This is a genomic window from Limimaricola variabilis (genome assembly GCF_034371605.1).
Classification (GTDB): Bacteria; Pseudomonadota; Alphaproteobacteria; order Rhodobacterales; family Rhodobacteraceae; genus Limimaricola; species Limimaricola variabilis.
Genome location: NZ_CP139691.1, coordinates 964,433 through 976,276, shown reverse-complemented (window position 1 = coordinate 976,276; position 11,844 = coordinate 964,433). Strand labels below are relative to the sequence as shown.

Genomic DNA, 11,844 nt, shown 5'->3' with positions numbered 1-11,844 from the left:
GCGCCGATCAGACCGGAGGCATGCATGGCGAAACAGGCGGAGAAGCGACCCCGCTCGATCTTCGAGGAGGTCGGCACGACGCAAAAGTCGGTCGCCACACCGGGCGGCATCGACCGCGGCCGGGCCGAGGCGCGGCGCGGCCTGAGGATCTGGCTCGGCCTGCTCTTCGCGCTGGTGGTCGCCATCGTCTTCGTCGGCGGCATGACCCGGCTCACCGATAGCGGGCTGTCGATCACCGAGTGGAACCCGGTCTCGGGCGCGATCCCGCCGCTCTCGGCCGAGGCCTGGGAGGTGGAGTTCGCCAACTACAAGGCCAGCCCGCAATACGAGCTGATGAACCAGGGCATGGAGGTGGACGCCTTCAAGCGCATCTTCTGGTGGGAATGGGCGCATCGCCAGCTCGGCCGGACCATCGGGCTGGTCTGGGCGCTGGGCTTCGCGGGCTTCGCGCTGGCGCGGCGGGTGCCGCCTGGCTACGGCCTGCGCTTCTTCGGCATCGGCGCGCTGATCGGCCTGCAGGGCGCGGTCGGCTGGTGGATGGTACATAGTGGGCTGCAGGAGGGGATGGTGACCGTCGCCTCCTACCGGCTGGCGGCGCATCTGGGTCTCGCCTTCGCGATCCTCGGGCTGATCACCTGGTATTTCCTGCGGCTGGGCCGCCGTGAGGTGGACCTGCTGCAGGCCCGCCGCTCGGCCGAGCGCAAGCTCTGGGGCGGCATGACCGGGCTGATGCATCTGGGCTTCGTGCAGATCCTGCTCGGCGCGCTGGTCGCGGGCATCGATGCGGGCCGGGCCTTTCCGACCTGGCCGCTGATGGGCGACGGCTTCTTCCCGCCCGACCCGTTTCAGCTCGAGCCGGTCTGGCGCAACTTCTTCGAGGATCCGGGGCTGGTGCAGTTCATCCACCGCATGGCGGGCTACCTGCTGCTGGTCCTCGGCGTGGTGGTCTGGCTGCGGGGCAGCCGCTCGCCGCATGGCAAGACCCGCTTCGCCGTCAACGCCGTGCTGGCGATGCTGGTGGTGCAGATGGTGCTCGGCATCGTGACCGCGCTCTACAGCGCGCCGCTGCACGCCGCGATCACCCACCAGCTCGGTGCGGTGCTGCTGTGGGTGCTGATCCTGCGCGCCCGCTTCCTCGCCCGCTACCCGATCGTGCAATCCGTGAGGAGCCTCCGCAAATGACCGCCTATGACGATCTGATGGCGCATGCGCGCGAAACCGAGGCGCTGGCGCAGGTGGCCGGCCGGCTGGGCTGGGACCAGGAGACGGTGATGCCGCGCGGCGCCGCCACCCAGCGCGGCGAGGAGAGCGCGGCGATGGAGGGCGTGCTGCATGCCCGCCGCACCGATCCGCGCATCGGCGAATGGCTGGAGGCGGCGGAGGCCACCGACAAGGTCGCCGCGGCCAATCTCCGCGAGATCCGCCGCGCCTTCGAGCGTTCCAACAAGGTGCCCGCCAAGCTCGCCGCCGAGATCGCCCGCGTCACCTCCGTCGCGCAGGGCATCTGGGCGCAGGCCCGCGCCGACGAGGATGTCGCGGCCTTCCTGCCGACCCTGCAGCGCGTGGTGGCGCTCCGGCAGGAGGAGGGGCAGGCGCTGGCGCAGGGCGGCGACGTCTACGACGCGCTGCTCGATGACTATGAGCCGGGCGCAAAGGCGAGCGAGCTCGACGCGATGTTCGGCGCGCTCCGCCCGCGTCTCGTCGCGCTGCGCGCGGCGATACTCGACCGGCCGCAGCCCACGCCGCTTTCGGGCAGCTTCGACGAGGCGGCGCAGCTCGCCCTGTCGCGCGAGCTGGCCGGGGTCTTCGGCTACGACTTCGCGCGCGGCCGGATCGACAAGGCGGTGCATCCCTTCTGCTCGGGTTCGGGCAACGATGTGCGGGTCACCACCCGCACCGACCCGGCCGATCCGTTCAACTGCCTCTACTCGACGATCCACGAGGTCGGTCACGCCAGCTACGAGCAGAATGTCGAGCCCGACTACCTGCTGACGCCGATCGGGCGGGGCGTGTCGATGGGCGTGCATGAAAGCCAGAGCCGGATCTACGAGAACCAGCTCGCCCGATCGCCTGCCTTCGCGGAGTGGCTGCTGGGCCGGATGCGCAATGTCTTCGGCGATATCGGCATCGACGATCCCGCGATTTTCGCCCGCGCCGTCAACCGCGTCTCGAACGGTTATATCCGCACCGAGGCCGACGAGGTGCAGTACAACCTGCATGTCATGATGCGCTACGACCTCGAGCGGGCGCTGATCTCCGGCGATCTCGCGGTGACCGACCTCGAGGCGGCCTGGAACGACCGTTTCGCCGCCGATTTCGGCTTTGCCGTCGACAAGCCTTCGAATGGCTGCCTGCAGGACGTGCACTGGTCGGTCGGGCTGATGGGCTATTTTCTGACCTACAGCCTCGGCAACGTCTATGCCGGCTGCCTCCACGCGGCGCTCCGGGCCGATCGCCCGGGCCTCGATGCCGAGCTGGCGCAGGGCGATCTGTCGGGGGCCACGGCCTGGCTGCGCGACAAGGTGCAGCGGCATGGCGCGCTGATGGAGCCGCGCGAGACGATCCGGGCGGCCTGCGGCTTCGAGCCCTCCGAGGCGCCGCTGCTCGACTATCTCGAGGCCAAGTTCGCGGCGCTCTACGGCCTCTGAGCTATCAGGCGAGGCGCAAAAAAGCCCCCGCGACCTGTCAGTCGCGGGGGCTTTTGCATTTCGGGGGGCTCAGCTCCGGCGGCGGCCGCGTCGCGCCGCGCGCCCGGGGCCCGCGCCATCGGTGCCGTCGGAGGCCGAGGAGAAGCCGCCGAGCTTCTCGACGATGGTCTCCAGCGTCGGCCGCTCGCCCGGCGCGCGGGTCTCGAGCGCCTCGCGCATGGCGCGCAGGTGGTCCGGCATGGTCCCGCAGCAGCCGCCGATGATCGTGGCGCCGGCATCGCGGGCGAGGCAGGCGTAATCGGCCATCAGCTCGGGCGTGCCGTCGTAATGGATGTGCCCGTCATGGTATTTGGGGATGCCGGCATTGCCCTTGGCGATGATCGGCTGCTCCGCCCCCGCGGCGGTGAAGCCGAGTACGGTGCGCATCAGGTCCGAGGCGCCGGTGCCGCAATTGGCGCCGAAGGCCAGCGGCGCGTTCGGGAGCTTGCCGACCAGCTTGACCATGTCGGCGGAGGTCAGGCCCATCATGGTGCGCCCGGCGGTGTCGAAACTCATCGTGCCGCACCAGGGCATGCCGGCCTTCTCGAAGGCCTCGGCGGCGGCACGGAATTCCTCGCCGGCCGAGATCGTCTCGACCCAGAGCACATCGGCGCCGCCGGCCTTCAGGCCCTCGGCTTGCTCGTGGAACATCTCGACCGCGACGGCATGAGTCAGGCTGCCCATCGGCGCCATGATGTCGCCGGTCGGGCCGACCGAGCCCGCGACGATCACCGGACGCCCGGCCTTGTCGGCCACTTCGCGGCCCAGCTCGGCAGCCGCGCGGTTCAGCTCGAACACCCGGTCCTGGGCGTCGTGCAGCTTGAGCCGCGAGGCATTGCCGCCGAAGCTGTTGGTCAGGAACAGGTCGGAGCCCGCCTCGACCGCCATGGAATAGAGCTTGCGGATCTTGTCCGGCTGGTCGGTGTTCCAAAGCTCGGGCGCGTCGCCCGAGCTCAGACCCATGTTGAACAGGTTGGTCCCAGTGGCGCCGTCGGCCAGAAGCCAGTCACGGGTTTCGAGAAGTCGGGAGAGCGCGTCGGTCATGAGCAGGGCCTGTCTGGTCGGTGAGGCGAGGCGCGAAGCCGCGCAGGACCGGTAGCCTGATCGGCCGCCGGGCAGTGTCTCGGCCCTTCTGCACCGGACGGGCGCCAAGTTCAATCGTACCGAGCCCCGGCTCGCGGCCCAGCGGGGCGGGGTCGTGGATCGCGCGGGCGATCTCGACCCCGGCGCGGAGCAGCCCCGCACGGGTCGGCGCCGCGATGTAGAGCGGCCGCCAGCCGGGGCCGAAGCCGCGCTTGAACTGCTCGAGCCCGGCGCAGCCCGGGCGGGCCGCGATCCGCGCCACCAGCCAGCCGGGGATCCAGCAGGGCATCGCCGGCAGCGCCGCCAGCGACAGCTTGGCCGCGCCCGCCTCGCGCGCCGCCTCGATCGCGGCCACGACAATCGCCATCATTGTGCCGTCCGGCGCCTCGGCGGTCTGGCGCATCAGGTCGAGGGTCCAGTCGCCGCGGCCCTGGTGGAAGCTCGCGAAGCCAACCAGCACGCCGTCGCGCCGGGCCAGCACCACGTATTGATGCGCCAGCAGCTCGGGGCAGAAGCGGCCCATCGAGAAGCCGCGCTCGCCGCCCGAGCGCGCGGCCCATTCGGCATGGACCCGTGCCATCTCCTCGAGCGGCAGGTGATCGCCCGCACAGGTGATCTCGACCCCGGATTTGGCCGCGGCCTTGAGCTTGCGGCGCAGGCTGCGGCAGGCGGGGCGGTCGGCGCTCCAGCTGGCGGTGTCGATCACCGCCTCGGTGGCGATCCGCTCGACGGCCCAGCCCGCGTCGCGGGCGGCGCGGGCGAGGCGCGGCCCGCATTTGTAGAGCGCGGCGGTCAGGCCCAGCCGGCTGGCATGGGCATGCAGCATCGACAGCTCGGGCTGGCCCATCGGCTCGCCGATCACCGCCAGCGTGCCGCCGGTGCGGCGCACCAGCCAGCCGTTCTGCCGGTCGCGCGACAGCAGGATCCGCGCGCCCTGATGCGCGAGGCCCCATTCCGAATGCGGCGCCTGCGCCAGCGCCGCGTGCCGCTCGGCGCCGCGGGCGAGGGTCAGCCCCGAGGGGATGTCCGGCGCGACCGGCCGGATCAGCGCCAGCAGCGCGATCAGCGCCGGGACCGCGTGGTAGACGACGCGGTAGCCGATGATCGCGGCGATCAGGTCGGCCTCGGCCAGCTGCGGCATCAGCGCCAGCAGCACCAGCTCGAAAGCGCCGACGCCGCCCGGGCTCTGGCTGGCGAGCCCCGCGCCCAGCGCCGCAAGATAGGCGAAGATCGCCGCGGAGGCCGCGATCTCGACATGGGCGGGCAGCAGCAGCCAGATCACCGCGCCGGCGGCCGAGGTGTCGATGACGGTCCACAGCAGAAGCCGGGGCAGGGTGCCCGCGCGCAGTTGCGGCAGGCCGGGAAGGCGGGTGATCCGGGTCAGCGCCGCGATCGCGGCAATCGCCAGCAGCGCGGCCAGCGCGCTGTGCCCCTCGAGCAGCAGCAGCGACAGCCCCGCGAGCAGGCCCAGCGCCGCCATGAAGGAGACCGAGACCCAGACCGAGAGCCGCGTCGCCAGCCACAGGTCGCATTCGGGCAGGGCCCGCCAGCGCACCAGCGCGCCGGTGATCGAGCCGAAGCCGATGGTCTGCGAGATCGCCATCGCCCGCATCCCGGCGGCGCGGGCGCGATCGGGGGCGATGCCGGTGCCCATGGCGCGGTGCAGCACGACGTCGTATTGGCCCAACGCCCAGAGGCTCAGCCCGGTGCAGGCCAGCGCGCCGATCCATTGCTGCGGCGGCAGCGCCGCCAGCGCCGGCCAGACCGCGCCGAAATCGATCGTCCCGCAGCGCCGCGCCAGCAGCCAGCCGCCGATCGCCAGCGCGACGAGCGGCAGCAGCCGGAGCGCCAGCCGTCCGAGACGGGCAGTGGCGGGCGTGGCAGTGGACGGGCGCGGATCGTGCATCAGGCGACTCCTGCGGCAAAATGCCGGGAATTCTGCCGCGGCCGGTCCGCGGACAGTAGCGGTTCGTTTATGAAAACGGGATTAAACGATCAACATGTCACGGGAGCGGGACGATCATGTCCGCTCCGGGGCAGGCCGCCACAAAGCCGGCCCGATCGGGGGTCAGCTTTCCTTGACCAGCTCGGCCTTGGCCTCGGCATCGTACTCGGTCATCCGGTCGCGGATTTCCTCGTCGCTGAGCAGGTGGCCGATATCGCGCCGCAGCTTGCGGAACACGTCGTCGGTGCCGGCCTCCTCGAAATCGGCCTTGATGACCTCCTTGGCGTAGGCGGCGGCCTCGTCGCCCTCCTTGCCGAGCAGCCCTGCCGCCCAGAAGCCGAGTTTGCGGTTGCGCCGCGCCTCGGCGCGGAACTTCATCTCGGCGTCATGAGCGAACTTCGCCTCGAATGCGTGTTCACGTTCCTCGAAAAGTGTCATCCGACTTGCCTTCCCACGCCTCCGTCCCACATGCCTCAGGATACGCCCCGCGGCACCTTGCCCGCAAGGGGACCATGCACTATGAGGCCCTCAAGACCGCGCCACGCAGCATTCCGGACACGGAAACGTTGCGTCGCCCCGACATCACGGGGCCGAGGCGCGCGAAACTTCGTGGAGAGCGCATGGCACGTCGCAAGAAGATTTACGAGGGCAAGGCGAAGATCCTCTACGAAGGCCCCGAGCCGGGAACGCTGGTCCAGTATTTCAAGGACGATGCCACCGCGTTCAACGCCGAGAAGAAGGCGGTGATCGAGGGCAAGGGCGTGCTCAACAACCGCCTGTCCGAGTTCTTCATGACCGGCCTGCAGTCGATCGGCGTGCCGACGCACTTCATCAAGCGGCTCAACATGCGCGAGCAATTGATTCGCCAGGTCGAGATCATCCCGCTCGAGGTGATCGTGCGCAACTTCGCCGCCGGCTCGATGGCCAAGCGCCTCGGCATGGAGGAGGGCGCGCCGCTGCCGCGTCCGATCATCGAGTTCTCCTACAAGGACGACAAGCTCGGCGATCCGCTGGTTCCCGAGGAATACATCATCGCCTTCGGCTGGGCCTCCCAGCAGGATCTCGACGACATCGTGGCGCTGGCGCTGCGGGTCAACGATTTCATGTCGGGCGTGATGCACGGCGTCGGCATCAAGCTGATCGACTTCAAGATCGAGATCGGCCGGATCTGGGACAACGACTTCCAGCGTCTCGTCGTGGCCGACGAGATCTCGCCCGACAGCTGCCGGCTGTGGGACATCGAGACCGGCCAGAAGCTCGACAAGGACGTGTTCCGCAAGGATCTGGGCAGTCTCACCGACGCCTATACCGAGGTGGCGCGGCGGCTGGGCGTGCTGCCCTCCAACGTGACCCACCGGCCCCGTCCGACGCTGATCAACTGAAGCCGGACCCCAAGGACAGACGAGAAGGAGCGGCGCGCATGAAGGCTCGCGTGCAGGTGATGCTGAAGGCAGGGGTCCTGGACCCGCAGGGCGAGGCGATCCGCCACGCGCTCGGATCGCTGGGCTTTGACGGCGTCGAGGGCGTCCGGCAGGGCAAGGTGATCGAGATCGACCTCGCGGGCACCGATCCCGAGGCCGCCGAGCGTCAAGTGACCGAGATGTGCGAGAAACTTCTCGCCAACACGGTGATCGAAAGCTACAAGATCGACCTGAGCTGAGGTCGCACGCCGCCTCTCGGGGCGGCGTTCGCGTCTTCGGCGCGGGTTTCGCTTTCGGGCATCGCTCGGCCCCTTCGGGGATGCCTGAGCACCGGGAGCGATGCGGCGGTGGTTGCAGGGGAGGGCGCCACCGCCGCCCTGACCGCCCCGACCCAAGCCCCGCCGGCGCCCACCGGCATCCCACCCCGGCGGCGCTGCCGCCCCCCAATCTCGAAGGAAGCCCCCATGAAGGCCGCCGTCATCGTCTTTCCCGGCTCCAATTGCGATCGCGACATGGCCGTCGCCCTGCGTTCCGCGGGCGCCGAGGTCGAGATGGTCTGGCACAAGGATGCCGGGCTGCCGCGCGGCGTCGACCTCGTCGCCGTTCCGGGCGGGTTTTCCTTCGGCGACTACCTGCGCTGCGGCGCCATCGCCGCGCAGTCGCCGGTCTGCCGCGCGGTGATCGACCACGTGAACCGTGGCGGCTACGCGCTCGGCGTGTGCAACGGCTTCCAGGTGCTGACCGAGACCGGGCTGCTGCCCGGCGCGCTGATGCGCAACGCCGGCATCCGCTTCGTCTGCAAGACCGTGCCGCTGGTCGTGACCACCGCCGAAAGCGACTTCACCCGCGGCTACGCGGCGGGCGCCGAGTTGCAGATCCCGGTCGCGCATCACGACGGCAACTACTTCGTCGACGCCGCCCAGCTGGAGCGGCTGCGCGGCGAGGACCGGATCGCCTTCACCTATCGCGACAACCCCAACGGCTCGACCGGCGACATCGCCGGCGTGCTCTCCGACAACCGCCGGGTGCTCGGCATGATGCCGCATCCCGAACGGGCGGTGGATGCCGGTCACGGCGGCACCGACGGGCGCGGCCTGTTCGAGGGGCTGGTGGGCGCGCTGGTCGCCGCCTGAGACCTCGGGGGCGGCCTGCGGGCCGTGCCGCTGAAGGTGGCGTGATCCGCCGCCGCTTGCCGCGCCGGGCGGCGCGGCGTAAACCCTTGGCCATGTCGACCGACACCGCCAGAACGCCACGTCCGCGCCGCAGCTGGGGCCCGCGCATCGCGCTGGCCCTGTTCTGCGTCGTCGCGATGGCGGTGATCTGGGTCACCAACGTGCTGCTGACCGAGCGCTTCACCGAGGCCACGCGCAACCGCGCCGAGGTCCGGCTGACGCTCTATGTCGGCAACCTGATCTCCGAGCTGCAGCGCAACTCGATCGTGCCGCAGCTGCTGGCACGCGACCCCGAGCTGATCGGCGCGCTGTCGTCGTCGGATTTCTCGCGCTCGACCCAGCGGCTCTTGTCCTTCGTCGACGAGATCGGCGCGGCGAGCCTGATGCTCTATGACCGCGACGGCCGGATCGTCGCGGCGACCGACCGCAACCGGCTCGGCGAGACGCATCGCTCCGCGCCCTATTTCGTCGACGCGATGCGGGCGAACTCCACCGTCTTCACGATCTTCCAGCAGCCGACGGGGGGCTATTCCTTCCTCTACTCGCGCAAGGTCGACGCCAATGGCGCGGCGCTCGGCGTGATTTCGGTCGAGGTCGACCTCGCCAAGCTCGAGCGCAGCTGGGCCGGCACCGCCGACGCGGTTCTGGTCACCGACAGCGCCGGCGAGATCATCCTGTCGACCGAGCCGCGCTGGCGCGGCTTGCCCGAGAGCGAGGCGCTGGAACGGCAGAGCGCGCCCTCGGCGATCGAGCGGGCCTTCCTCGCGACCGATTGGACCGCGCTGCCGATCGACGCCTATCTGCGCGGCGAGGCGGTGATGCGGCGCGAGATGCGGGTGCCGTTCCAGGGCTGGAAGATGGTCACCTTCACCGCCTACACCTCCGTGCGCGAGCGGGTAAACGGGGTGCTGGCGCTCGAGATCATGGGCTTCGCGATCCTGCTGGCGCTGATCTTCTGGATCAGCTCGCGCAAATCGGCGACGCGACTGCTGCTGGTCCGCCGCGAGAGCGACCAGCTGCGGCGGCTCAACATGCGGCTGCAGCGCGAGATCGCCCAGCGCCAGCAGGTCGAGCGCAACCTCGAGAGCGCCGAGCAGACCATCGCGCAGAGCTCCAAGCTCGCCGTTCTGGGCGAGATGTCGGCCAGCGTAAGCCACGAGCTGAACCAGCCATTGGCAGCGATGAAGACCTATCTGGCCGGCGCCCGGCTGCTGCTGCAGCGTCGCCGCACCGAGGAGGCGCTGTCCTCGTTCCAGCGGATCGATGACCTGATCGACCGGATGGGCGCGATCACCCGCCAGCTCAAATCCTATGCGCGCAAGGGCAATCAGGCCTTCGAGCCGGTCGATGCCCGCGCCGCGCTTTCCTCGGCGCTGGCGATGATGGAGCCGCAGCTCAAGACCCGCTCGGTGGCGATCAACCGGACGCTGCCCTCCGGGCCGGCGATGATCCTCGGCGACAGGCTGCGCTTCGAGCAGGTGATCATCAACCTGCTTCGGAACGCGCTCGACGCCACCAAGGAGGTGCGCGATCCGCGCGTCGACATCACGCTCACGGTCGAGGACGCCGTCGTCCTCACCGTGCAGGACAACGGCCCGGGCATCGAGGATCTCGATGCCCTGTTCGAGCCGTTCTACACCACCAAGCAGCCCGGCGACGGCGTGGGATTGGGTCTCGCTATCTCGTCGGGCATCGTCAACGATCTCGGGGGACGGCTGACCGCGCGGAACGCAACCGGCGGTGGGGCTGTTTTCGAAGTGCAGCTGCCTATCTTGGAAGAAAGCATGGCCGCTGCGGAATAGGGGGCTCACATGAGCAAGACCATGAAAGTCGCCATCGTCGACGACGAGAAGGACATGCGTCAGTCGATCAGCCAGTGGCTGGCGCTGTCGGGCTTCGACACGGAGAGCTTCGCCAGCGCCGAGGAGGCGCTGAAGGGGCTGACAGCCGATTATCCGGGCATCGTGGTGAGCGATATCCGCATGCCCGGCATGGATGGCATGCAGTTCCTCCGCAAGCTCAAGAGCGTCGACAGCACGCTGCCGGTGATCATGATCACCGGCCATGGCGACGTGCCGATGGCGGTCGAGGCGATGCGGCTGGGGGCGTTCGACTTTCTCGAGAAGCCGTTCAACCCCGACCGGATGACCGAGCTGGCCAAGCGCGCCAGCACGGCGCGGCGGCTGGTGCTCGACAACCGCGCGCTGCGGCGCGAGCTGTCGGACGGTTCGGCGCTGATGAACAAGCTGATCGGCTCCTCGCCGGCGATGGAGCGGCTCAAGGAGGATATCCTCGATCTCGGCCAAGCCGATGGCCACGTGCTGATCGAGGGCGAAACCGGCACCGGCAAGACGCTGGTGGCGCACGCGCTGCACGCGGTGGGCGCACGCGCGGCCAAGAAGTTCGTGCTGATCTCCTGCTCGGCCTATGACGAGGACCGGCTGAGCGCGCGGCTCTTCGGTCCGGCCGGCGAGGACGAGCCGATCCCGGCGCTCGAGGAGGCGCGCGGCGGCACGCTGGTGCTCGAGGATATCGAGGCGCTGTCGGGCGCGATGCAGGCGCGGCTGCTGACGGCGATCAACGACCAGGGCAGCCCGGCCGAGACCCGGATCGTTGCGATCTGCAACCTTCAGGACGAGGGCAAGACCTGCGAGAGCGTGCTGCGCCCGGACCTGTACTACCGGCTCGCGGCGCTCAGGATCGTGGTGCCGCCGCTCCGCCAGCGCGGTGAGGACATCCTGTCGCTCTTCACCCGCCTGTCGGAGCAGTTCGCCGACGAGTATGGCTGCGACGCGCCCGAGGTCAGCGCGCAGGAGGCGGCGCAGCTGCTGCAGGCGCCCTGGCCCGGCAACGTCCGCCAGCTGATCAACGTGGCCGAGCGGGCGGTGCTGCAGAACCGGCGCGGCTCGGGCTCGATCGCCTCGCTGCTGATGACCGATGGCGACGAGCAGAGCGACCAGGCGATGACCACCGAGGGCAAGCCGCTCAAGGAATTCGTCGAGGCCTTCGAGCGGATGCTGATCGACAACACGATGCGGCGCCACAAGGGGTCGATCGTGGCGGTGATGGACGAGCTGTGCTTGCCGCGCCGGACGCTCAACGAGAAGATGGCCAAATACGGGCTGCAGCGCTCCGACTACCTGTGAAAGACGGGGAAATCCGATCCGGAACGGGCCGCCCTTCGGGGCGGCCTTTCACATTCGTCATTGTGTCATGTGGACAAGTGCCGCTATGAAGGTCGGAACGGGCACGCGCCATGCGCGACCGCCCGGACGGATTTTCCGCCACCTTTGCGACGGGGTTGCCCGGCACCGGCGGCGGACGAGACCGGCCCCGAGAGGGGCCGCATACCTGACCCCGACCGGCCCGTCCGCATGGGCGGCCGCCGGGCATGAACTGGCCCCCCGGGCCGAGGAAGAACCGCGATGCAACGCGCGCAGCATGCAGGCGACCCGTTGACGGCCCCGAGGGGCCGCACGGAGGCCGATACGCGCGTCATCGCCACAATCGGACATGAGCGCGCGGCACGCGCCCCC

10 protein-coding genes are annotated in these 11,844 nt (G+C 69.7%); 7 read left to right on the top strand and 3 right to left on the bottom strand.

All coding sequences use genetic code 11. The features are described from left to right. Nucleotides 1-24 precede the first annotated feature (24 nt). Nucleotides 25-1,182, top strand: coding sequence for a heme A synthase (gene ctaA / locus T8T21_RS04770; protein ID WP_322337013.1), 1,158 nt, complete (start codon nt 25-27; stop codon nt 1,180-1,182). Next, nucleotides 1,179-2,648 carry a carboxypeptidase M32 gene (locus tag T8T21_RS04765; RefSeq protein ID WP_322337012.1) on the top strand — a complete coding sequence of 490 codons (1,470 nt, stop codon included), beginning with the start codon at nt 1,179-1,181 and terminating at the stop codon, nt 2,646-2,648. Before ctaA ends, T8T21_RS04765 begins: the two co-directional genes overlap by 4 nt. 69 nt (nt 2,649-2,717) lie before the next feature. On the opposite strand, the gene bmt is transcribed toward T8T21_RS04765, so the two are convergent. The 3 genes from bmt to T8T21_RS04750 form a co-directional block, all read right to left on the bottom strand. After that, a complete protein-coding gene (gene bmt, locus T8T21_RS04760) occupies nt 2,718-3,731 on the bottom strand; it encodes a betaine--homocysteine S-methyltransferase (RefSeq protein WP_322337011.1) in 1,014 nt (337 codons plus the stop codon). Further along, entirely contained in the window at nt 3,694-5,676 is a 1,983-nt protein-coding gene (locus T8T21_RS04755) for a phosphatidylglycerol lysyltransferase domain-containing protein (RefSeq protein ID WP_322337010.1), read from the bottom strand. Before T8T21_RS04755 ends, bmt begins: the two co-directional genes overlap by 38 nt. Before the next feature lie 162 nt (nt 5,677-5,838). Continuing rightward, a complete protein-coding gene (locus T8T21_RS04750) occupies nt 5,839-6,153 on the bottom strand; it encodes a DUF1476 domain-containing protein (RefSeq protein ID WP_183469433.1) in 315 nt (104 codons plus the stop codon). Between the two features lie 182 nt (nt 6,154-6,335). Between T8T21_RS04750 and purC the strand changes: the two genes are divergently transcribed. From purC to T8T21_RS04725, 5 genes are all read left to right on the top strand, one after another. After that, nucleotides 6,336-7,097, top strand: coding sequence for a phosphoribosylaminoimidazolesuccinocarboxamide synthase (purC, locus tag T8T21_RS04745; RefSeq protein ID WP_183469431.1), 762 nt, complete (start codon nt 6,336-6,338; stop codon nt 7,095-7,097). A gap of 38 nt (nt 7,098-7,135) precedes the next feature. Beyond that, nucleotides 7,136-7,375: a phosphoribosylformylglycinamidine synthase subunit PurS gene (purS, locus tag T8T21_RS04740; RefSeq protein WP_183469429.1), complete on the top strand. Its 240-nt coding sequence runs from the start codon at nt 7,136-7,138 to the stop codon at nt 7,373-7,375. Between the two features lie 225 nt (nt 7,376-7,600). Next, on the top strand, nt 7,601-8,269 hold the full coding sequence (gene purQ / locus T8T21_RS04735) for a phosphoribosylformylglycinamidine synthase subunit PurQ (RefSeq protein WP_183469427.1): 669 nt from the start codon (nt 7,601-7,603) through the stop codon (nt 8,267-8,269). Between the two features lie 92 nt (nt 8,270-8,361). Next, complete coding sequence (locus T8T21_RS04730; RefSeq protein WP_322337009.1) at nt 8,362-10,110, top strand: sensor histidine kinase; 1,749 nt, start codon at nt 8,362-8,364, stop codon at nt 10,108-10,110. A 9-nt stretch (nt 10,111-10,119) separates the two neighbouring features. Beyond that, a complete protein-coding gene (locus T8T21_RS04725; RefSeq protein WP_183469423.1) occupies nt 10,120-11,454 on the top strand; it encodes a sigma-54-dependent transcriptional regulator in 1,335 nt (444 codons plus the stop codon). Nucleotides 11,455-11,844: the final 390 nt, after the last annotated feature.